Source organism: Streptomyces sp. I05A-00742, from assembly GCF_013055795.1.
Lineage (GTDB): Bacteria > Actinomycetota > Actinomycetes > Streptomycetales > Streptomycetaceae > Streptomyces.
The window spans coordinates 174,235-197,513 of the sequence record NZ_JABETO010000002.1 but is presented as its reverse complement, the minus strand read 5'-3'; the positions used below and the strand labels follow the sequence as shown (position 1 = coordinate 197,513).

General features: G+C 69.2%; 11 protein-coding genes. 6 read left to right on the top strand and 5 right to left on the bottom strand.

What is annotated here, in order from left to right; genetic code table 11:
• The first annotated feature begins 64 nt into the window (after positions 1–64).
• Entirely contained in the window at positions 65–1,549 is a 1,485-nt protein-coding gene (locus tag HN013_RS02810; protein ID WP_171162552.1) for a serine/threonine-protein kinase, read from the top strand.
• 50 nt (positions 1,550–1,599) lie between these two features.
• Here HN013_RS02810 and HN013_RS02805 read toward each other — a convergent pair whose 3' ends face one another.
• Together HN013_RS02805 and HN013_RS02800 are read right to left on the bottom strand one after the other, a co-directional pair.
• A complete protein-coding gene (locus tag HN013_RS02805) occupies positions 1,600–3,621 on the bottom strand; it encodes an N-6 DNA methylase (RefSeq protein WP_171162550.1) in 2,022 nt (673 codons plus the stop codon).
• A 94-nt stretch (positions 3,622–3,715) separates the two neighbouring features.
• Positions 3,716–5,875 carry a UvrD-helicase domain-containing protein gene (locus HN013_RS02800; protein WP_171162548.1) on the bottom strand — a complete coding sequence of 720 codons (2,160 nt, stop codon included), beginning with the start codon at positions 5,873–5,875 and terminating at the stop codon, positions 3,716–3,718.
• Between the two features lie 116 nt (positions 5,876–5,991).
• Between HN013_RS02800 and HN013_RS02795 the strand changes: the two genes are divergently transcribed.
• Genes HN013_RS02795 through HN013_RS02780 form a run of 4 tightly spaced genes read left to right on the top strand, consistent with a single transcriptional unit; the run spans position 5,992 to position 9,322 of the window.
• The gene (locus HN013_RS02795) at positions 5,992–6,375 is read left to right on the top strand and encodes a DUF4357 domain-containing protein (protein ID WP_171162546.1); all 384 of its coding nucleotides are present in this window, start codon (positions 5,992–5,994) and stop codon (positions 6,373–6,375) included.
• A 25-nt stretch (positions 6,376–6,400) separates the two neighbouring features.
• Positions 6,401–7,342, top strand: a complete 942-nt coding sequence (locus tag HN013_RS02790) for an ABC-three component system protein (RefSeq protein WP_171162545.1) — start codon at positions 6,401–6,403, stop codon at positions 7,340–7,342.
• The gene (locus HN013_RS02785; protein ID WP_171162543.1) at positions 7,339–7,605 is read left to right on the top strand and encodes an ABC-three component system middle component 6; all 267 of its coding nucleotides are present in this window, start codon (positions 7,339–7,341) and stop codon (positions 7,603–7,605) included. Before HN013_RS02790 ends, HN013_RS02785 begins: the two co-directional genes overlap by 4 nt.
• A complete protein-coding gene (locus HN013_RS02780; RefSeq protein ID WP_171162541.1) occupies positions 7,583–9,322 on the top strand; it encodes an ABC-three component system protein in 1,740 nt (579 codons plus the stop codon). The genes HN013_RS02785 and HN013_RS02780 overlap by 23 nt, the downstream gene beginning before the upstream one ends.
• 161 nt (positions 9,323–9,483) lie before the next feature.
• Here HN013_RS02780 and HN013_RS02775 read toward each other — a convergent pair whose 3' ends face one another.
• The 3 genes from HN013_RS02775 to HN013_RS02765 all read right to left on the bottom strand — a co-directional run bounded on the left by HN013_RS02775 (position 9,484) and on the right by HN013_RS02765 (position 21,970).
• On the bottom strand, positions 9,484–13,617 hold the full coding sequence (locus tag HN013_RS02775) for an Eco57I restriction-modification methylase domain-containing protein (RefSeq protein WP_171162539.1): 4,134 nt from the start codon (positions 13,615–13,617) through the stop codon (positions 9,484–9,486).
• Positions 13,614–16,565: a helicase-related protein gene (locus HN013_RS02770; protein WP_171162537.1), complete on the bottom strand. Its 2,952-nt coding sequence runs from the start codon at positions 16,563–16,565 to the stop codon at positions 13,614–13,616. The genes HN013_RS02775 and HN013_RS02770 overlap by 4 nt, the downstream gene beginning before the upstream one ends.
• A 119-nt stretch (positions 16,566–16,684) precedes the next feature.
• Positions 16,685–21,970, bottom strand: coding sequence for a DEAD/DEAH box helicase (locus tag HN013_RS02765; protein ID WP_171162535.1), 5,286 nt, complete (start codon positions 21,968–21,970; stop codon positions 16,685–16,687).
• A gap of 247 nt (positions 21,971–22,217) precedes the next feature.
• On the opposite strand from HN013_RS02765, the gene HN013_RS02760 reads away from it, so the two are divergent.
• On the top strand, positions 22,218–23,198 hold the full coding sequence (locus tag HN013_RS02760; RefSeq protein ID WP_171162533.1) for a serine/threonine-protein kinase: 981 nt from the start codon (positions 22,218–22,220) through the stop codon (positions 23,196–23,198).
• Positions 23,199–23,279: the final 81 nt, after the last annotated feature.

The window sequence follows — 23,279 nt, the reverse complement described above, 5'->3', positions numbered from 1 at the left end:
CGTAATGATCCCTTCACGCTACTCTGGTGTGCCTGATGGCGCAGGAGTGTGAAGGGGCACGGCGGTGGACGCGGATACGTACAAGCCCGGCGCGGGTGATCTGATTGACGGGCGCTACGAGCTGAAGGACTCGCTCGGCAAAGGCGGGATGGCCCACGTCTGGCGGGCCCGTGAGGTGTCCGGCGGTCGGGAGGTGGCGGTGAAGTTCCTGCGCCATGATTCCGAGGCCCTGTACTGCCTCGACCCGCACGAGCGTGAGGCCGAACTCACCGTCAGAAACGCGCGGTTCCGGCGCGAGGCCGGCCTCTTGGGTACACTCGACCATCCGGGCATCACGGAGCTGTACGGGAGTGGCTCGCATCAGGGTATGCCGTACATCGCCATGCGTCTGGTGTCCGGGGTGAGTCTGCGGACCTACCTTGACGAGCACAATCCTCTGCCCCTGGCTGCGGCGGTTGCCGTCGCCGTGCAGGTGGCCGAGGCGTTGGCCTGCGCGCACACCCTTCCTGTGGTGCACCGAGATCTCAAGCCGGCGAATATCATGATCGACGACGAGGGGGCAGTCCTCCTCATCGACTTCGGCATCGCCAAGCCGCTGCGCGCCGACGCCACGCGCTATACGGCCCACGGTTCGACGCTGGGCACCCGCGGCTATCTGGCGCCCGAGCAGCTCCTGGAACGGGAGCCCACTACGCGTACGGACGTGTACTGCTTCGGCTGCATCTTCTATGAACTCCTCACCGGGCGCCCACCGTTCCCGCTCGGCGCAGACTCCGGTCTGACCGACAAACATCTCCACGAGGAACCGCTGCCGCCGAGCGTATACGCCGCGGGCATCCCCGAGGCGATCGACGACCTGGTGGTGCGGATGCTCGCCAAGAAGCCCGAGCGGCGCCCGTCCGTCGACGAGGTCCTGGAAGTCCTGGCCCCGTTCGGGCCCCGGCCCGGTGACCCCGCGCCCCGGCCGCGCACCCGCCCCGACCCCACGGCCCCCTTGCGCCGGCCATCGGACAGGGGTCCACGGCCGCGCCCCGCCCTCGTCGCCCCGCCTACCGCATCTGCGCCGGTCGAGGAAGAGTGGCTCGATGCTCGCACGGTTGAACGACTCTGTGTGCAGGCCGAGTCGGAGATCGAGTCCGGGGAACCGGGCGAGGCGGCCGACCGCCTGCGCGGGCTGACGGTGCGGGTCCGCCAGGAGTGGGGCGAGCGCCGCCCCCTGGTGCGCCGCGTGTGGCAGGGAGCGGCGGATGGACTCCGCCTCGCCGGTGACTTCGGCTCCGCGGCCCGCCTCTACCGGGGAATCGGCAACGACCTCATCCACGGGGACGGTCCGGCCGAGCGGGCCGAACGCACGGTGATCCGGCTCCGCCTCGCCGAATGCCGTCTCGCCTTCGGTGAACTGGAGGCCGCGATCACCGCGGTCGACACGGCGGGACGCGCGGCTGCGGGCCTGCCGCCTGAATTCGGGGCACGGGTCGAGGCCGTACGACGTGGGGTTGACGCCCAGCTCACGGCCCGGCTCGCTGATCCCACGGACATGGAGGCGTGACCACAGGTGGCACCAGCAGTGCATGTGCGGTCAGGCGGCGGATCCGTCCCCTATGTCCTGCCTGCCAGACGTCCGGCCGCCAGTTCGTCGCCGAGGTCGCGGACGAGATCCGCGCCGAGGTCGGCCGCGCGGCGCACCATCCGCTCGAAGGAGGCCAGTTCGCGGAATACCTCGCCGTAGCGCTGCTGTTCGCCAAGGGGTACCTGGCGGACCTGGAGGCGGCGGACGTCGATGCGGGAAGAGCTCGTCGTGTGTGTGCCGGCCTGCCGGGCGTTGGCCGGGGCCCGGAGCGAACCGGCGAGGAACCAGGCATCCAACTGCTCGGGCTGCACCCGCACGGCGTGCAGTTGTGGGCCGAGGGCGGTCGGTGGCTCCTCGTGGACCCAGGCGGAGAATGCGCGGGCAACCCCCACCACCACGACGTCCCCGGGTTCGGCGATCACGGCCTCGCGGGCCGCCGGGTCGTCGGGCGCGAGCCAGCCTCGCGGTTCGCCGTCCACCAGCAGGTCGGGGACGGTGAGCAGCGGGATGTCGTCGTCGGACGACGGGCCGGTGCGGATCGACTCGTCCGGCGGTTGTTGCCCGCCACGGAGGGTGAGAGCCCCGGCCCGGGCCAGTTCGGCGACCGTGGTCGCCGTCGGAGTGTCCGCAGTGGCTGCGGCGAGATCGAGCGCCGCGAGCATCCGGCCCGACTTGCCCACACTCGTGGTGAGCTCGGTGAACGTCCTCCAGGATTCGGCTAGTCGGGGCGCGGCGTCCACCGGGGACGGAACGATGTGACGTCCTGGGGTGAGGTCGACCTCGTCGTCGAGGAGGTCGATGATGGGCACCTGCCGTACATGGGCGGGTGCCTGCGGGGAGTCAGCCTCCTCGGCGGCCTCGCGTACGAAGGTGCCGATCGCTGCCCAGTCGGGGGCCCACTCCCGTGCCGACGGCCGGGGGAAGCGTGACGCGGCGTCGGCGACCAGGAGCCGTCCGCCCACCCGCGCCTCCTCTCCGGGTACGGGCGTCCGCAGCACCCACAGGTGCAGGGAGACGCTGTGCGGCGCCGCGCATCCCGGCGGCAGTGCCACGACGGCCCGCAGATGGCCGGTGCGCAGCAGCGAGCCGCGGATGCGCCGGCCGGCCTTCCTGGCCGCCACGGCAGGCGGCAGCAGCAGCACGGCGGCGCCGCCAGGACGCAGCTGGGCCAGGCAGTGCTGAACCCAGGCGAGTTCGGGCTCGGTGCGCGGGGGTAGCCCGTGGCTCCAGCGGGCGTCGGTGGCCAGCTCCTCGTACCCCCAGTCCCGTTCGTTGAAGGGCGGGTTGCACAGGACGATGTCGGCGGGCGTGCCGGCGAAGGGATCGTCGCGTAGGGAGTCTCCCGCCCGTACGTCGATGCGCGTCCGCTCGCCTTCCCTCTTACCCTCGGCGAGGCACAGGCGGGCGTCCGCCAGTGCGGCGAGGACGGGGTCGCGGTCGCTGCCGAGCACGGTGACCGCCCCGGGACCGGACTCCTTCACCGCTTCGGCCGCGGCCGCGAGAAGGTGCCCGGTGCCGCAGGCCGGGTCCATGACCGTGGTCCCGCCCGCGCGGTCGGCCGCACCGAGGGCGAGGTCCGCCATGAGTGCAGCCAGCGGCTCCGGGGTGGTGGCGATCTGGCGCACATGGACGTCAAGCCACCGGCGCAGCAAGAACGCGAAGGTCTGCGCGCCTCCTTCGCGCCGCCCGAGGTCCACAGCCCGTTCGATCAGCGCCCGCGTCTCGTCCGGGAGCTCATCGCCTTCCTCGATTTCCCGGCTGGAGAGGAGTCGCCCTGCCTCTGCGATGGCGGCCCCGGTCTCGTCGCGCCCACCGAGCGCCTCGAAGCGGGGCCAGAGCCATTCCCGCTCGGCGGATTTCTTGAGCTTCTTGTTGTTGCGCAGCCAGTTCTCGATGTCGGTCATGGAGAACTGAGGGTTGACGTCGGTGCCGGCGATCCGCTCGGGGAAGGACGGATGCCGCCGCCGCCAGTTGCTCACTGCTGCTCGCCCTACGCCCGCGAGACGGGCGATTTCCGCCAAGGTCACCGGTACGGCACTCGACGTGGACATCTGCACTCCCAGGGCGTTTCTGATTGAACGAAGACTTTCCCCCAACTGTGGGTGCTTGATCAAGCCACCCTTCCTCCCCGCGCCTGCCAGGCTACTACGAGCATTGACTTTGTTCACAGAGGAATGTGCTCGGCCGCCCGCTGTACGACACGTACAGTGCCTCCCTGGCACGGGTGCACGCCACGAACAGCAGACACCGTTCGTTGGCGAGGTCCGTCGAGTGCTGGACTGGGTCGACCTCGGCCGGCGTCACCGCCTTCTGGAACGGGAAAGCGGAGGCCGTAACCCCGGCCACGGCCACGCAGCGAAACTCCAGTCCCTTCAGGCTGTGCAGGCTCGAAAGCCGCACCCCGGCCGTGTCGTCGGGTTCCCCGTCCTTGACCCGTACGACAGGCAGCCCGGCCTCGGCGAGCCGCACCCCTATCCACGCGGTCTGCGTGTGGAACCGGGCGCAGACCGCAATCTCCGATGGTGCGACCCCGGCTGCCACCCAGTCGCGTACCCGGCGGACGACAGCGTCGACCTCGGCTGCCTCAGTCCCGTGCCCCTCGCACACGGGCTGCTCCCCGTGCAGCAGGGACCGGTAGCCGGACAGCGAGTCCGGCTCGTCGCCGGTCAGGTCGGTCACCGGTTCGCCGTCGAGTAGCGCCCGCGACCAGCGCAGGATCTCCTCGGTGGAGCGGTAGCTGAGGCGCAGCCTCGCCCCACGCCCGGTGACGGAGATGCCGAGCGAGCGGAGGGAGACCCGGGCGTCGTAGATCCGCTGGTGCGGGTCGCCGGTGAGGAACAGGTCGTCCGGCCCTTCTGTGACCAGGGCTCGCAGCAGGCGCCACTGGGCGGGGTGCAGGTCCTGTGCCTCGTCCACCACCACATGGTCGTACGACGGCCCCTCGCCCGGTTTGTCGTGCAGTAGCCGGGCGGCTTGGGCGCACAGCTGGAGCCAGGTGCAGGACCGGTCGCGGGCGAGCTCGTCCTCGAACCGGGTCATCGCTTGCCACACGCGCTCGCGTTGCGACTGCCCCAGCGCGCTGCCCCGCCCGCGCCGTCGGCAGACGGCGTACTCCTCGGGGGTACGCAGGTCATGGGCGAGCAGCACATGCCGGTACTCCTGAGCCAGGAAGGCATCGCTCCACGGCAGTTGGAGTCTGCGGGCCAGGCGCTGCCAGCGCTGCCGCTCGTCCTTGTCGCCGAGGACGGTGTCCGGGTTGCCGTGCAGCTCCAGCACGGTGCGCCGGGCGAGTGCGTCGACCGTGGTGACGGTCACCCGGTTGAGGAGCGCTTGGTCGTGGTCGAGGAGCAGGGCAAGCCCCGCGCGCAGGGAGCGGGCGAGTGCGCTGGTGTATGTGGTGAGCAGGACGCGCGTGTCGGGCGAGCGACTGAGGAGGTGCTTGACGCGGTGCAGGGCGACGACGGTCTTGCCGGTGCCGGGTCCGCCGGTGATCTGGGCGGGGCCTGCGTAGCCAGGCCGGTAGGCGATGCGTCGCTGGGCGGGGTGGAGGAAGACGCGCCAGGCGGCGAAGGGTTTGGCGAGGGTGTCGGCGAGCTCCTCGGGCCCGGTGACGAGGGCGATCCGGCTCCGCGTACGGCCGGCGGCGGCCGCCAGCTCGCTCTGCTTTGCGTCGCTTTCATCGACGGTTGCGACCTGCCGTGCGGTGACAAGATCGCGGTAGACGTCGTCGGCGTCGAAGCCCTCGGCGAGCAGCCACAGGGCCTCGAACTGGTCTTCCGGCATCAGCGCCCCGAAGGCGTCCAGCTGCGCTCTGCCGGTGATGGTGCGGGCGGCGCGCAGGGTGACGTCGTCGATGCCGAGATGGCGGAGCACGGTGTCCGACCAGGCGGCGAAGAGAAGCCGGGGCGCGGTCTCGGCCTCCTGAGCGAAGACCGGGGTGATCTGCTCCATGGCGGTGAGGTCGCGCACCTCGAGGCAGCGGGTGACCGCGTTGACCGTGTAGAGGCGCCGCTTGGCCCATGAGTACGCCTTGTCGTGGGAGACGACGTGCACGAAGACGAACAGGTCGCTGCCGTCGTCGGGGGCGAGCAACACGATGCGCAGCCCTTTGTCGACCCGGATCGTACGCATGCGCGGATCGCGTGAGCTGACCACGGACTCCAGATGCAGCCCTTTGTCCGAGTGGAGCTGATGGACCGACATCTGCTGAAACTTCCCCATCGCCTTGTGGACCCGGGCGCGGGCCGGCTTGTCCAGCCGGTCCACGCCCTCCCAGAAGGTGTTGGTGATCGCGATCTGCGGCATACCCCTGCCCTTCCCCTGAAACCGCACAGGCTGGAATCCGTTGACTGAGTTTACAGTGTCGAGGCTTTTTCTCCGCACCGCTCAGGGAGAAAACCAGAGAGCGAGGGGGAGGGCGGATGCCCGCGCACACCATCACTGTCGACGCCGAGGTCTTCGAGTGCCTTCAGCGTGAGGCGCAGCCATTGATCGATACGCCTAACAGCGTGCTGAGCCGCCTTTTCGCCCTCGATTCGGCTGCAGCCCGGCCCGGTGCGCTCGCGCCGCTGATCGACGCGGGCAAGCTGCAGCCGGGGCAGCGACTGACTTGGCGGCGCCGCAATCTCGGGCAGGAGTACCACGCGCACGTCACCGCCGAAGGCTGCCTTCAGTTGGACGACGGCCGTGTCTGCGGCTCCCCCTCCGGTGCATGTGACGCGGTGGCCCACTGCAAGGTCAACGGATGGGACGCCTGGCGTACGGACGAAGGCATGTCCCTGAGCGTGCTGCGCGGCAGGCGCTAATCACTTCGACGGGGGAACCGATCACGTGGACTTCACTCAGCGCATGCTCGCGCGCCTCACCTTACGCAGCCAGCTCACCGACATGCCGGGCGAGCGCTTCGAGCAGCTGATCCATCATCTGCTGAGCCTGGTGCACCCGGACTTCGTGGCGGTGCGCACCCACGGCAACCTTGGCGACATGGGCGCCGACGGGCTTCTGCTGTGGCAGCGAGAGCTCTGGGCCTGCTACTCGCCGCAGACCGAGAACATGAGCAAGGTCAAAGCGAAGTTCCGCTCCGATCTGGACAAAGCACTCGGCAAGCGTTCGGACACTTTCGACACCTTTCGCTTCGCGATCAACGACCTCAGAGGCGTCCATCCGGAGTTGAGCATGCTGATGTCCGAGGCGCAGGAGAAGCTGCGCCCGCGCCGGGTGCTGCCCTACGGCTGGCACCACCTGTGGGCCGACGTCCTGAAGCTTGACCAGGTGGCTGCCGAGGACCTGCTGGGGTGTGAGCTTCCCGTCCAGGCGAAGACATACGGCATCGGTCTCACCGACCTTGAGGCGTTGCTGGCCCAGCTGTGCCAGCAACGGCACACGGCGGAGCCGCTCGCCGCCATTCCGGACGTCAACAAGTACAAGCTTGAGTGGAATCGCCTCATGGGCGACGTCCGCGGCGCGCTGATCCAGGGCATCAAGCACAGCCACCTTGTCCAGGACTACTACGCCGGACTCGCAGTACCGGACGAGGCCGATCAGGTCGCCCAGGGATTTCGGGTGTACTACGACCAGGCCAGGGGCAGGACCGACGACCAGGAGAAGCTGTGGAGCGCGTTGCAGGAATACATCCTCGGCAATGCGAATCCGAGCCTCAGCTCCATGTACTGCGCCTGGATCGTCATCGCCTACTTCTTCCAGAGGCGCGACGTTTTCGATGTGCCGCCGGACGGATGGGTCCCGGACATGACGGGCAGGAGCAGTACGTGATCACGCCGACGAAGGGGATCTCCCCCGATCGCTCCCTGCTGGCCGTCGGCGCGCAGATCGCGAGAGTGCTGGACATGCCGATGACCGTGACGCAGACGTGGTCCAGGCTTCGTGCGGAGCGTACCCGTCTGGGACACCATTCGCCGGTTTCCTTCCAGTGGTTCGTCCTTGGGCTCGACGTGTTGTACGCGCTCGGCGTGATCGAGTTCCGCAACGACCTGCTGGCCAGAAGGAGGGGCGATGCTGCGACGTCTGAGCGCTGACGATCCGCGGTTCCGCACGGTCGACTTCCGGCCGGGCCTCAACCTTTTGCTCGCCGAGGCACACCCCGGGGCGGCCAGAACGGACAGCCGTAACGGTACGGGCAAGTCCAGCCTCGTGGAGCTGCTGCACTTCGCCCTGGGGGCCCGGGCAGGCAAAGGCTCCCTCCCCACCCGTCCCAAGCTTCGGAATACCCTCTTCACCCTGACGATGGACTGGCCCGGGCAGGACGATCCGCTACAGGTGAGCCGGCGGGGCGCCCAGCCCGGGATCGTCCTGACCGATCTGCCCGGTGTCGCCGAGGACGGAGGGCTCTTCGCGATCCGACTCACGCGAGAGATGCCATTGCCGGAGTGGACCGCTCGGATCGAAACGGACCTCTTCCGGCTGCCGGGCGACCATCCCGGTGTCTCCGGGCGCTCTCTGATGTCGCTGCTCGTGCGCCGCGTCGGCTCGCATGCCTTTAACGATCCGGTGCGGACCTACCCTCAGCAGTCCGCTGCCGAGGCGGCGGCCAATCTCGCGTACCTGCTGGGCCTGGACTGGCGGCTCGCCTCCGGCTACCGGGATATCGCCGTGCGAGAGGCGACGCGCAGACAACTGCGGTCGGCGATGAATGACCCCACGTGGAACCAGGTCGTCGGCACGACGGCCGACCTGCGAGGCAAGATCATTGTCGCGGAGGGGGACGTGGACCGCCTCAGGCGGGAGATCGCCGCGTTCCGCGTGGTGCCGGCCTATGAGGAGCTCCAACGGCGGGCGGACGAGCTGGATCAGAGGGTTCGTTCGCTACCGGAGCAGGATGTCATCGACCGCCGCAATCTGGCGGACCTGCGTCGTGCCGTCGACGAAGCCAACGATCCGGACATGGCGTACGTGGACGCGGTGTACCAGGAGCTGGGCATCACTCTCCCCGGCCGGGTGCACCGGACCTTCGAGGACGTGCGCGGCTTCCACGCCTCCATCGTGCGCAATCGGCGGCGCTACCTCGCAGACGAGACCACCGAGACGGAAGCCCGGCTCGCGGAGCGTGAGCGTGCCCGTCTCGGCGAGCAGCTCACCGAGACACTTACCGCGCTTCGCGAGGGAGGCGCTCTCGATGGTCTGACGGCACTCCAGCAGCTGCTCGCGCAGAAGCAGGCAGCGCTGGAGGCACTGCGCAAACAGCACGAGACGGCACAGTTCATGGAAGCCAGCCAGCGGGAGATCACCGCGAGGCGCGTGGAACTCCAGGAGGCGTTGGAACTCGACCTCGAGGAGCGTGGTGAACAGACCAGGGAAGCCACCTGGTTGTTCTCCCGGTTCGCCCGCCGCCTCTACGGCCAGGACCGGGACGCCTACCTGACCATCAGGGCCGGCACGAGCAGCATGGAGATCACGGCGCACGTCGACAGCCGGGACAGCGTCGGGATCAATAAGATGGTGATCTTCTGTCTCGATCTCACGGCCGCGGTCATCGCCCACCGCCATGGCCGAGGACCGGATTTCCTCGTCCACGACAGTCATCTCTTCGACGGGGTGGACGACCGCCAGGTCACCGAAGCGCTGGCACTGGCGTCGGAGGTCGCCGACGAGGAGGGACTCCAATACATCGCGACGTTCAACTCCGACAAGCTGGAGCGGGCGCGGCTGGGCGGCTTCGACCCCTCCTCCCACCTGATCGAGCCCCGCCTCGACGACACCTACGACGAAGGCGGGTTGTTCGGGTTTTGGTTCTGACTGTTGAAGGGCGAGGAGGGGTGACTAACGCTTAGCGGTGGCACACGGCCCCACATCGTCTTCCGACGGGGTGGCGCGGGCGGATGCCCGAAGCATGGACTGGGTTGCGGACGTCGGACGGAGCCGGTCCAACTGACCGTCTCCGCCTGCGACCTTCGCACTCAGGCGTCGTGGCGGGGTCCCTCACCCGGTGGTGGGTCCAGCTGAGTCTGGTACGCGTTGCCAGCCCTTCGGGCCTCCTCCATACGGTTGTAGGCGTCGAGGATGAGGTCCTTGGTGTGATAGGTGCCGTATATGGCCTGCTCCCGCTTCTTAACCGTGGGGAACGTCTCCATCACGTAATCCACGTCATCACGGCCGAGCCCGTACGCGTGGAAGAGTGCAGAGTCCAGCTCGGCGCGCAGATGCTCACGGCGCTCCCCATCCCAACGAAACGGTGCCCCTTCATCACCGTTGCATTTGGCGAACTCCGCCATATCGCGGGAGGTGTAGGAGAGTTCCAAGGACCGATTGACGATCCAGCTCGTGGCGCAACCTCCCAGGAGCCCGTCCATCTGACTGAGCTCATTGGGTGTAACAGCTGGAAGCTGCCGCACTGTGAAGTACTTCAGCGCCGTGCCCGACGCCTTCTGTCGCGTCACGTAGTCGAAGACGAATGAGTCGAAGATTGCCAGCAAGATGGCTGGTGCTTGTGGTGCAAGGGCCAGGAGGAACTTGTCTCCGACACCGTAGGCTGGCAGAGCTGAGCCAATCATGGTCCGTGTATCCGTAGACCGTGCGATGTCTCGCCAGCCCATCAGCCACCCGTGCCACCACTCCCGCTCCCTCAACCGCGACGCCACCCCCGGCCACATGATCGGGTTGAGCTTCTTGTCCCGCTTCCCCGAGTCCACGTCGAACTCAGGCACCCAGTACCGGGGCAGCGGCGCAAAGTCCGGGTCGTCGTGCTGTTCCGGCGTGACCCGGGGCAGCGTCCCCACATTCGCCTGGGCCTGCGTCTGCCCCTCGTACGTGCCGAGCCGGTGGTCGAAGTGGTGGAGCATCTTCGCCTCGTACAGCGGTAGGTAGCGCCGTCCGTCGGACGGGTCCGTGAAGACGTTCCCCTTCAGCTTCCAGCCCTCGGCCTCCAGCTCCGCCTTGCCGCGGAACAGGTGCGAGTCGTTGGCCATGTGGAACATGGTCATGAAGGTGAGGCCCCACGGGTTGGTGGCTCCTTTCCCTTCCGCGTCCGGCTCACGCTTGAGGACCGGGACGCGCCGGTAGATGCCGAGGGTGATCTCCGCGTCTCGGCGGCTGCGGAACACCGGCAGGGTACCGGTGTTGGGGTTGACGAGGAGGATCTCCTCCGGCGGCATGGCGAAGCGACGCTCGTCGAGGTCCTCCATATGCCGGGTGCCGAACGCGAAGGACGCCTGCTCCACCCGCTCGCCCTGGCCGGTGACGGTCAGCAGCGAGAAGCGGACCGAGTGGTGCACGTCCCGGCTGAGGATGAACGCCTCGTTCTCGAAGTCCAGGAAAGACGCGAGCCGTGAGGAGCGGACCAGGTCTGAGAAGAACGGCGCGGTGGTCGCGTCGGTGGCGATACCGGTCGGCAGGACGAGGCCGAAGCGACCTGTGGGGGCGATGCCGAGGGAGGCGGCCTCGGCGAAGACCGCGTACGTGTTGACATCGCCGCGCCCGGTGAGCGGGAAGCGACCGGAGCCGCGCAGCAGATGGCTCACCCCTTCGGAGAGGCGGCGCGCGGCGACGAACTCGGCGTGCAGCGCCCGGTCCGACTCTTCCGCGCTGTCGGCGAGGGCGTCGATCAGGCGCTCGCGGGCCGCCTTGTTCGCGGCGGTGGCGACCTTTTCGTCGCGGGTGGCGAAGAACTCCTGCTCCTGGAGCTTGACCCGCTCCCACGGCGGATTCCCCAGTACACAGCTGAACCCGCCCTTCCACCCCGTCCGCGCGTCCACCCCCGGTGCCGCCGGGTCTGCCGGCACCCGGAACACCTCGGGGAACTCCAGGTGCCAGTGGAAGAAGCGGTACTCCTCGCGCAGTCGCGCCACCTCCTCCACCGTGCCCGCCGGCAGGCTCGCGCCGCCGTCGGCAGAGTGCAGGGCGAGCAGGGAGTCCGTGGTGAGGGCGGGCGGGGCTGCCTTCTCGGCCTTGTGCCACACGAACGCCGCGCACCACGCGTCGGCCAGTTCCAGGGCGCGCAGGTAGTCCTTGGAGGTGGTCAGTTCGTGGTAGGCGCGGGCCTGATTCCGAACGTCCTCCAGGACCTCCGACCGGGCGTTCGTGATGGCCGAAGTCGAACTGCTCAGGCTCGCGTTGGAGATCTCCAGCGCATGCTGCTCGGAGAACAGGGCGTCCTGGTTGGCACCGTGCCACAGTGCTGCCTGCCACCGCTCCCGCTCGCTCGCGTTACGAGCCTTCAGGTTCCTGACCAGCTTGGACTCGTCGCCCTCCAGGACCTTGAACGCCTCATCCGGCAGACCGTCGGCGAGCAGCTTCGGCGTCGTGCCGAGAAGCCCGTTGCCGTGCTTGATGTGCGCGTCGAGGAAGGTGAGCGGACGGCCCGGTTCCATGGCCTCGATCCACAACGACACCTTGGCCAGTTCGACGGCCATCGGGTTGAGGTCGACGCCGTACACGCACCGGGAGATGATGTCGCGCAGGGCGTGCCGTACATCCTCGGCGCCGGGCTCCGGGTCGTCGGTGCGGATTTCCGCGAGGCGGCGGGCGATCCGGCGGGCCGCGGCGACCAGGAAGTGGCCGCTGCCGCAGGCCGGGTCGCAGACGGTCAGGGCGAGCAGGGCCGCCTCCCGCTCCTCCTTCGTCGTCCCCGAGCGGACCGCCTTCTCGATGACCGGGTCGAGGGCGGAGTCGAGGAGGCAGTCGATCAGCGGCGAGGGAGTGTAGTAGGAGCCGGAGGTCTTGCGGTCGTTGCCGTCAAGCTTCTTCAGGACGTAGGAGCCGTCGTCCTCCCGGCGGGGTTCGAGTTCGAGCAGCGACTCGTAGACCGAGCCGAGTTCGTCCGCGCCCAGGTGCCGGTAGTCGACCTTGCGGGGCCTGCCGAGCTTGGCATCGAAGATGACGGCGAGGGCCCGGACCGCCTCGTACAGGGCCTCGTTGGTGAGGGCGAGACCATCCAACCGCCGGTCGGCGTCGGTGCACTCGAAGAGGCCGCCAAGCGCGGGCAGGCCCAGCTCGGGGCGGCCGCCGGGCTCGCCGAGACCTTTGATGACGAGGGTGAGGGCCTCCCACTGGTCGCCGTGCGGGGTGCCGGTGCGGCGGGCGAGGCGGCGCAGGCGGGCCGTGGAGAAGTACTTCTCGTAGCGGCCGCGTGGGCCGTCGGCGGCTTCCGGGTCGAGGAGCAGGCCGCGGTCTTCGGTGACGAAGAGGAAGAGCAGCCGGTAGACGAGTCGGAGCAGGGCAGGGTGGAGGTCGCGGACGGTGGTGGTGCGGGTGCGCAGGGCCTCGCGCAGGTTTCCGTTGTCGGGGTGGGCGATGAGCCCGCTGCCGATCACTGTGAGCGCTGTCTCAACGCCCTTGCGGAGCTCCTTCAGCGCTCGGGTGCCGGAATCGATGGCTTCGGTGCGCCACTTCTCCAGCGGGCAGGACGCGGCCGGTTCGCCGTCGAAGCGGGTGCGGTGCAGGAGCCGCCACAGCAGGACGAAGTCGTCGGACCGCTTCCCCTCGAAGATCGCCTGGAGGTCGAACTCGATGAACGCGGCGCCGGTCAGCGACGCGGACTCGCGCAGCAGTCGCAGCTGGCGGCCGTTGGACAGGACACCCCACAGGGCTGTGTCGCCGGAGCGGTTGAGGTACTCCTGGACCATGGACTGCGGGGCCTGCGGCGCCACGTCGGGGGTCCGGCGGTCCAGGGACACGTTCCAGCCGGTGAGGTGCACGGGCACGTGCGCCCACCGGTGACTGACCGGGAAGTCCTTCGCCTCGTCGTGGGCGGGCAGGCCGGGCTCCGGCACGGCAGACAGTGCGCCGAAGCCGAGCTGCTCGAACAGGGGCAGCAGCCAGCGCTCGGTGGTGAGTCCGACCGCGTGCACACCGGTGTCGTCGTCCGCTCCGTCGCGAGCGAGGGCGTCCTGGTAGGCGGCCCAGACGCCGTTCAGATAGCCCCAGGAGCGTTCAGCGGCATCCCGTACCGACTCGCCCTTGGCGAAGAGCCGGTAGTCGGCGGGCTTGGCGCCCGACTGCTCCTTGCCCTCCTTGATCCGTACCAGAAGGTCGTACGGCAGCAGGCCGCCCACGGTGGCGACCGTGTCGGTGACCAGGGTCCTGGCGATGCTCATGCGTCCGCTCCCAGCTGGATCGTGGCGGCCGGGCGGTAGAGGAAGACGCCCAGAACGTCCGGGTCGCCCTGCGGGGCGGCCCTCAGGCCGGCGAGACGCGCCTTGGCCGCGGTGCGGACGCGGTGGTGCGAGGCCTCCAGCTCCTTCGCGGCGGCCTTGGAACGGAAGCGCAGTTCGTCCATCAGGCCGGTGTGCAGGGCGGCGAGGATCTGAGTGATGTGATCGGTGGCGAACCCCGGGTCGGAGTTGCCGGTCGCGCGGGCCGTGAGGAGCGCCAGAGCCTCCTCCTCCGGGAGCCACTGCGGTGCTTCGGGCCTGCCTTGGAAGGCCACCACCCTTGCGTCCTCGGCGAGTTGGGTGCGGACCCCGCCGTCGCGGGTCGGCAGGTTCAGCTGGAAACGGTGCCGGACGAGCAGCATTGTGGTGGGTCGCCGCACAGCGGTAGTGCGTACCACTCCGCAGCGGCGGGCCGGGCGCTGCCAGTCCGGGAACTTCTCGTCCAGCGCAGTGTCCAGGACGAAGCGGGCCGTCGCTGCCACCACCGGGTCGGTACGGGTCAGCGCCACCTCGCCGCGCGGGGCGCTCGGCGCGTCGTGGAAGACGACCGGGCGCGGATGGCGGGGGCCGAGAGCGGCAGTGACGCCGTCCCGCAGGCCCTGCGGCAGGGCGTCGGTGTGCACGGTGAAACCGCCCTGCTTGCGATCGGCGGGCACGCCGCGCAGCGCGTTGAGCGCGCGGCGGGTGAACTCCCTGACTTCCTCGCCGGTGCCGAGCGCGGCACGGATCTCGGCGACCTCGGCAGCCACCTCCTCCTTCTTGATCGTGTTCTGGGCATAGCGGGACCGGGACACCTTCTCGCGTTCGGCGGAGGATTCCCAGGCGATCTCCAACTGTTCGGCGGCGGGTACTTGGTCCCGCTCGAACAGCCCCTCTTGTTCGAAGGCGGGGGTTTCGCCGTGCAGGATCAGCTCCTCGAAGACCGCCTGCATGGCGCTTTCCGCCTGCTGCGGCACGGGGACCGAGATGCCGGTGGCGCGGCGGATGTGCTCGTGCTTGCGCAGCAGCACCTTCAGGACGATGTCGTCGACCGGGTTGTCCGCCCCGTACAGGGTGAGTGCCTTCACGGTGTCGGTGCGCTGCCCGAAGCGGTCGACTCGGCCTTCGCGCTGCTCGTGGCGGGTCGGGTTCCAGGCCAGGTCGTAGTGGACGACGGCGTCGAAGGACTCCTGGAGGTTGACGCCCTCCGACAGGCAGTCGGTGGCCACCAGGACGCGTCGCTCAGGTGCCGGATCGCCGTTCTCGTCGGCGCCGGTCAGCTCGGCGATCCGGTTCAGCCGCATATCGGGCGAGAGCTCGCCGGTGACTGAGGCGACCGCCACCCGGTGTTCGGTCCCCTTCTTGTTGAGCACCTTCGTCAGGTGGTCGGCCACGTAGTCGGAGGTCGCGATGTAGCGGCAGAACACAATCGGCCGGTAGCCGGCGTCGAGCAGGTCGGTGACCGTCGTCACGAGCTTCTTCAGCTTGGCGTCACGGGTGGGCCCGGCGAGCTTCTTGGCAGCCACGGCCATGGCCACCAGCCGGGCCTTCTCCTCGTCGCCGATCTCGTCGCCGTCCGTGGGCACGGCAGTGGGCAACAGGCTGCCCGGGACCTCGTCGGCGGTCTGCGTGCTGTCGCTGTCGGCCGGGTCGGAGACCGTCGACTGCCCGGTGCGGTCCACCTCGTCGGGGGTGTCCGCCTCCTGCACGCCCGCCCTGGTGTTCAGGGATCGTACGGCGGCGGCGGGCGAGGAGGACAGGGTGCGCAGCAGCGCGAGCGTGGACCACCAGCGCTGCCGCTGCTGGAGCGCACCGTCGGCGGAGCGCACCGTCTCGCGAGCGTAGGCCAGGACCTCGCCGAGCAACCTGCGGTAGTCGCGGTGCAAGGTGTAGGAGACCTCGGCGGAGTCGCGGGTGGAGGGGAAGTGTGCGCCGTCCTGGAAGTCCTCGCGGATGTCGGCCCGGCGGCGCTGGACGAAGAACTCGGCGAGGAGCTCACGCCCTGCACGGGTGTCGAAGCTGACCATGGCGAGGCGCTCGTCCAGCAGCCCGAGCAGTCGGCGGAAGGGCTCCTCCTTGCCGCTGTGCGGGGTAGCCGTGACCAGGAGCAGGTGCCGGGTGGGGTCGTCGGCGAGTGCACGCAGCAGCCCGTACCGCTGCTGCGAGGTGCGCTCCGAGACACGGGCAGTCGAGTCCGCGACGCAGGTGTGCGCCTCGTCGACGATCACCAGGTCGGGGCAGTTGCGCAGGAAGTCCTCGCGGTGCCGGGGAGACTTGATGAAGTCGGTCGACACGACGTAAGCGCCGTCCTGGCGGAAAACCGACTGCCCGTACGGCGTCTCGCGCTCAAGACGGCCGATGGTGGCGGGCAGCACCAGACGCGCGTCGATGCCGAACTTGCCGTGCAGCTCGGCCCGCCACTGCTCGGCCAGCGCGGGTGAACACAGCACCACCAGGCCGCGGGCGTCGCCCTGCGCGAGCAGCTCGGCGGCGATCAGCCCCGACTCGACCGTCTTGCCGATGCCCACGTCGTCGGCGATCAGCAACCGCACCGTGTCCTGGCGCAGCGCCATCATCAGCGGCACGAGCTGGTACGGACGTGGGTCCACGGCGATCGACGCCAGTGACCGGAAGGGACCGGCCCCGGCCCGGAACCCGATCCGTAGGGCCGTGCGCAGGAGACCTGCGGTGTGCTGGTCGCCGAGGTCGGAGGGCGTGGGCGGGGCGAACGTGGCGGGCACCACGGTCTCCAGTCCGGGCAGCACCCCCGCGATGTCGACATCGGCCCCGCCCAGCGGGCGCAGCACCAGCAGCTCCTCGGTGGAGTCGGGCAGCACTACCCACTCACGGCCCCGGGCGTGGACGAGGGAGCCGACGGCGTACTTCGGGGCCGGCGGGACGGCGGTGGTCATACGGGCCTTCCGGGATGGATGTCGTGGGCGGATCGGGCGGTGAGTCGTGCTGGGAACAGCCGGCCGGCGGGGTGCACGATCCCGTCGGCCGGAACAGCGGAACGCGTGTCCGGCCGCGATCAGCGGCGTGGTTCGCCGAACACCTGAGGGTACTCGGCGACCTTCTTCGACCAGTCGTCGTCGTACCGGACCCGGACCACGTCCCAACCGATCTCCTTCAGCCGTTCCTCCGCCTCCTCGTCGCGCAGCGCGATGTCGGAGTGATCGTGATGCGGGCCGTCGACGAAGACCGCGACCGGGCCGAATCCGGTGTCGTACACGAAGTCCGGCTTGGACAGGGCCTCGCGCACCTTGACCTGCTGGTGGTCGGGGAGCCGGTGGCCGTGCGACCTCAGGTATTCGACGAAGCGTTCCTCGAGGCGGGAGTCGGCCCCCTGCCTGAGCGAGTCCGCATGCTCGTCCCGCGACCGGCCCGGGGTGCTGCCGCCGACGCTCCCGCCCGCGAAGGCCTGCAGCAGTTCGCTCACCAGATGGCGGTCGATGGCGCGGTGGTGGCGTTGGTTGCCGAAGGAGAGCAGACAGTCGTAGCAGCCCTTCTCGCAGGGGTCGCCGTTGCTCTTCTCGTCGCCGCGGTCGCGGCCCAGCTGGTCGAAGTGGGCGATCTCCAGTGCCTTGCGGGCGGCGCGCGCGAGGGCGTCCGGCTCGGCCTGGAGGCGCCGGAGCACTCCCGCGCCGCCCTCCGCGCTCTCGATGAACAGCAGCCGCTCACGCGGCCCCTCGAACGGAGGCAGCTCCTCGGTGTCGAGCTCGGAGTCCTCCAGCTGGAACTCGGCCTCGATGCCGCGCTCCAGGGCGTACTGGAGGGTGACGGCGGTGTCCCGGTCGACCGGCTCGGCCAGCTTGACGACGAGGATGTTCCGGGTGTCCTGCACATATGGGATCACGGGCATCTTACGGTTCGCCTTCTCGGCGTCCGCGAGGCCCTCCTGCTCCTGGAGCGATTCCCGGCCGGGGCCCGCCGCGCCGGGCTTGGAGGTGTTGCCTGCAAGCCACTCTCCGGTCACCGGATCCATCCAGAAGCCGATCTCGCCCTTGCCGACGGACCGGCGGTAGCCGAGGTTGGTGAGCCGGACGGTGGCGCTGTCGCCGTAGGCCAGCTCCGCGAGGGCGCGTCCGGACGCGGCCTGCGCCGTGGCCCGCAGCGAACCGTCCCGGCCGTCCTCGTGCTTCTTGAAGCGGTAGGAGATCTCCACCTTGTAGCCGGTGCGCTGGCGTTCCTCCTCGTCGGAGGAGATCCGGTCGCGGCGGTGTGTGAAGACGGTGTGCAGGTGCAGCAGGCCGGTCCGGGCGTCACCGAGGCCGCTCTCGCAGCCCCCGCAGGTGTCCTCCCGCAGCTCCTCCGGGGACAGGTAGCCGCAGCGCCCGCAGACCTTCGCGCTCTCGGTGGTCAGCTCGCCGGCGGTGTCCGGCGGCAGCTGTACCCGGTCCACCTTGTAGCGGCTGCCCTCGTGGTAGATCAGCGCGCCGGGCCCGAACTCGCGGATCGCGATGAATCTGGACCGCTGCAGATAGTCGCCGTCGTAGCCGCCGCGGCTGGTGCGGCCCGTGCCCGGGATGTAGGCGGCGAGCGGCAGCCGGGGGAAGGAGTAGCCCGGCAGGAAGCCCTCGGAGGCGAAGTAGCGGTACGGATAGAAGTCGGACATCACGGTCCGCTCGCCGCCCTGCTCATTGCGGAGCAGGGCGAGCTGGCTCTCGGCCTGGGCGCGGCGGCGCTTGGCCTGATCCTTGGAGCGGCCGGTGGCGGTGCGGTTGAGGATGTTGTCGTGCTGGATCTCCCGTTCCTGCAGGGCGCGTCGGAAGAGGGTCATCCAGCGTCCGCAGGCCTTGCGGAAGCTGCCCGGCGCGGCCTTGACGGTCTGCTCCAGCCACTGTTCGTGCCACCAGGAGGTGGAACGCAGCAGGTCGAGACATCCGTCCAGGACGGTGCTGGCCCGGACCAGGGCGCGCCGCTGCGCGTCCCGGTCGTCGATCTGCTGGGCCACCGACGGCACCACCGTGAGCGAGGGATTCTTGCCGTCGGAGTCGAGCAGCTTGGTCATGGAGCGGCTGAGCTCGAGCCCGGTCTCGGCGAGCCAGATCGCGTGGACGTGTGAGGCGAGCAGATCTTCGTTGCCCAGGTCCAGACGCGGCGGGGCGACGGCGCCGGCCACCATCTGGTCGCGCCGGGTGAAGTAGTACTGGTCGTGGCTGTTGCCGGTCGCGCAGTACGTGGTGACGAGGGCGGGCTGCCCGCTGCGGCCTGCACGGCCCGAACGCTGCGCGTAGTTGGCGGGCGTCGGTGGCACATTGCGCAGGTTGACCGCGTTGAGGCTGGCGATGTCGACGCCGAGCTCCATCGTCGGTGAGCAGTACAGGAGCGGAAGCCGGGTGCCTTCGCTGAACAGGTCCTCGCGCTCCTGGCGGATCTCTGGGTGGACCTGCGCCGTGTGCTCGGCGGCGTGCAGACCGGCGAAGGTGGCGGCGATGTCCTGGTAGAGGCGCTTGAAGAAGGCGTTGACGCGGGGCCCGCGTTCGTCGCGGTAGGTGCGGCGCAGCCGGTCCACCGCGCCGTGGTCCTCATCCCGGGCGTGCCAGCGGATCACCGTGTGGTTGATCCGGTAGCCGGGCTCCTCGCCCCGCCCCTGGGAGACTTCGGTGAGGACCCCGCCGGCTGCCAGGACAGCGAGCAGGTCGCGGATGACGTCCTGGGCTTCGTCCAGTGAGAGTCCCTGCCCCCACTGAGGGAAAGTGGCGGGCTTGCGGACATGACGGCCGAAGGCACCGCGGCCCGTGAGGTTCAGCTCGCTACGGCCCCGTCCGGTGCGGCCCGGTCGCCCTGCCCGGGCGACGGCGACACCGGCCATCGGCGGCGCCGACTCCGTGTCGGCGATCCCCCACGCATCGTTGAGCCTCGCCGACTCCTTGCGCAGCTCGGCGAACTTGGCTTCGGTGAAGTACGGGGTGTCCACGGCGCGCTGGCGGCGCAGCTCGTCCATGAGGACCGTGGACAGCCGGCGTCGGACCTCGGGCGTGGCCGTCCGCAACGGGCCCGCGGCGTCCTTCCACCGGTCCTCGTCGCCGGCGATCGCGTCCAGGCCCCCATACTCCAAGCCGAGGAGCCCTGTCTGCTCCAGGTTGGGCATGGTGACGCGCCAGCCGCGCTCCAGATCCAGGAAGAGGCGGTACTCGGCGATTGCGGCCAGCGCTTCGAGCGTGCCCTCGGCCAGCTCGTCGATCTCGGTGGGGTTGGCCGCGTACTCGTGCGGGGAGAGCCCCATCGCCGCTACCACCTCCTCGCCGAGCCGCTTCCAGCGCAGTCCCTTTTCGCCGGCCGTGACCATCGCCCGGTAGAGGGCGCCGCGCAGCTGGGTCACCATGACGAAGTCGTTGAAGTGCCCCGACTGGAGGCTCGCATCCTGTCGGTTGTCGACGAAGGTGAGCAGCTTTCGTGCGTCCTTCTTGAGTTCCGACGCGGGAAGGCTCTTCAGGTGACGCACGATCGAGGCGCTGACGACCGAGGTGGCAGTCGACCGGCCCTCCTGGTCGAGGGTCATCAGCTTGGCGAAGTCCCGTTCCTTGACCTGCTCGTAGCCGACGCCGCACTCCAAGCAGAACAGGAACGGGGCCGGCATGTAGGCCGCGTACAGCCCGCCATTCACTTTGCCCCCACCGGTGCCGTCCGGGCGCACCCACACCGGCTGTGGCGCCCGCTTCCTGCGACTTGCGGTGAGTACCGGGGCGCCCTTGCGCTCGTCGAAGGTGAGCCAGCTGTCGGGGAAGCGCCGCTGCTCGATGGCGTCTCCGACCTTCTCCGGCCAGGGGTTGACGGCCGAGACGTACAGATACCCCTGCTCGTCGTCCTCATCCTCCCGTGTACGGAAGGACATGCTGCCGTCGTCGAGCTGCTCGCGGGCCACCGTCAGGTATTCCTGCCCGCACTCGCGGCAGAAGGAGAGCGGAAGCAGCAGCTTCTCGGGGGCGTTCGGGACGCGCTGCTGATAGGTGCGGGTGATGTGGCGTTCGCTCGCCGGCTCCAGGGAGACGTAGACGGAACCACCTTTGGAAAGGAACTGGTGCAGCCGGAAGGCGAACAGAGGGCGGTGGTCCTCGGGGCCGCGGGCGCGCGAGCCCGCCTGGAGGGTGGCCCTGATGGCCTCAGCGCAGGCGGCGTACCACCGCTCTTCGGGGTCGCCGTCCTCGATGTCGAATGCTTCGGAGCGCAGCAGCCGGGCTGCGGCCTCCACGGTGACGGGGGCGGCGCGCACCAGGAGCGTGCTGCCGTCCTCGTCCTCGGTCTCGACCAGGCCGAAGGTCGTCTCGATCCACCGGGCCAGCGGATAGGCGGCGAGCTGATCGTACTCCGCAGGCGGGTTGTTCTCCTTTACGCACGCGGCGAGTTCGGTTGGCGTGGGCGTGGCGTCGCCGGTTGCCCGTACCAGGGTCTCGCCGACGACGTGCTCCGGGGAGATCTCCGTATCGAAGAGGGTTGAGGCGACTCGGGCGACCTCACGGCGGCGCGAGGCGGGCGTGCCGCCGGTGGCCATCGTCGCGGACGTGCCCACACACTGCAGGGCGGGCGACTGGCAGGCCTCGCGCACCCGCCGCACCAGCATGGCCACGTCGGCGCCTTGCCGCCCCCGGTAGGTGTGCAGCTCGTCGAGGACGAGGAAGCGCAGCCCTTTGGCCGCCCCGATGAGCTTCCTTCGCTCGGCGGGCCGAGTGAGCATCAGCTCCAGCATCACGTAGTTGGTGAGCAGGATGTCGGGCGGCGAATCGAGGACGGCATCCTTCTCGTGCTGCGTCTCCTGGCCGGTGTAGCGGGCGTAGGTGACCGGCTCGTTCCCCTTGCCGTATCCGGCGGTGAGGAACTTCTTCAGCTCGCGCTCCTGGCTGTTGGCGAGGGCGTTCATGGGGTAGACGATGATCGCCTTGATGCCGGGTGCGGCACCGTCCTCCTTCTCGCGCAGTACCCGGTCGACGATGGGCACGATGTAGCCGAGGCTCTTGCCGGAGCCAGTGCCGGTGGTCAGAACGTATGAGCACCTCGACCGGGCAGCCTCGATTGCTTCCCGCTGGTGTTGGTGGAAGCGGATCGGGCGTACGGTCTCGCCCCGCTCTTCCTTGCCCGTACGGAAGATATTCGCGCACTCCGGGTGCAGCAGCCCCGACGGGTGTGCAAGATCCTCGACCGACCCGCCGGATGCAAAGCTCGGGTTGAGGGAGAGGTAGGGGTCGGGCCACTGGTCTCCGTCAGCGAGCGACTTCGACACCTTCTCGTCGATCCGGCGGTCGTCGATCACCACTGACCCGGAGGTGTACTCCTTGTAGTCCCGGATGAGCCGCCGGTGCACTTCGAAGACGTCCACGTGTTCCCCACTCGTTCCAGAAGCGGTCCGGGAGCAAAGGTATCGACCCGGCGTCAGCAGCGCGCCGCACTCCCCTTGATCGTACGTTGCACATCACAACATGTAGCTGTGAACTCAGTCAATACGTAACTGTGGTGGTGTGTGGGACACGGATGCGCCGTGCCCATGCCACACTCTCTCCGATGCGCCCGCCCCGCGGCCGCATCGGGCCACGGACCAGACTGACCCGGACGGAGTCGCCCCGCACATGGACATCGGACCTGTGATCGCCAAGCGCTACCGGATCAAGCAGGAGATCGGATCCGGCGGGATGGGCGTCGTCTGGCTCGCCCACGACGAAAACCTTGGCCGCGATGTCGCGCTCAAGACCATGAAGGTGACTCCTGGCCTGACTGAGAACGAGCGGTCCCGAGATGCCGAACGGTTCCAGCGTGAAGCCCGGGCCGCCGCCCGCCTCGACCACACCGGCATCGCCACTGTCTACGACCTCGGTGAAGATAAGGGCACCCGGTTCCTGGTCATGCAGTATGTGACTGGCATCGACCTGGACGACCGGATCGCCGAACAGGAACGGCTGAGCGTTCAGGAGGCCGCCTCGGTCGGGGTGCAGATCGCCTCTGTCCTCGGCTCCGTGCACGCCCGCGACGTCGTCCACCGCGACCTCAAGGGCCGCAACGTCGTCATCCGCACCGACGGCGTGGTCAAGGTCCTCGACTTCGGCGTCGCCGCCTTCCTGGAACCCGGCACCGCCAAGCTCACCGCCACTGGAGAGCGGCCCGGCAGCCTGGAGTGCATGGCCCCCGAACAGGTGCTGTGCAAACCGATTGACCACCGCACCGACCTGTACGCCCTCGGCTGTCTGCTTCACAAGATGCTCGCCGGCGAACCCGTCTTCGAGCACCGCTCGGAACTCATGCTCCCCGGCCTTATCCTCGATCGGCCTCCCACCCCTCTGCGCGATCTGCGCCCCGAAACCCCCAGCGACCTGGAAGCCCTCGTACTCCAGCTGCTTGCCAAGGACCCGCTCGACCGTCCCGCCCACGCGGGCGAGGTCTGGCAGCGGCTCGCTCCCTGGCTTCCCGAGCGTGGCGACCCCGCGGCGGCACTGACCCCCTGGGCTGAGGTTGATCCTCTGCGCCCCTTCCGGCATCCGATGGGACCAGAAGCGCGGCCGGTACGCGCATGGGCGAATATGTGGCGGCCGGACCGTCTGAAAGTGAGGCCTTGACGGCTGAGCGGGCGGTACGAGTGCATATTGTGTGCGGTGTGGGTGGTACGGGCAGTTTCCTGACACCGAAATGGCGCTCGT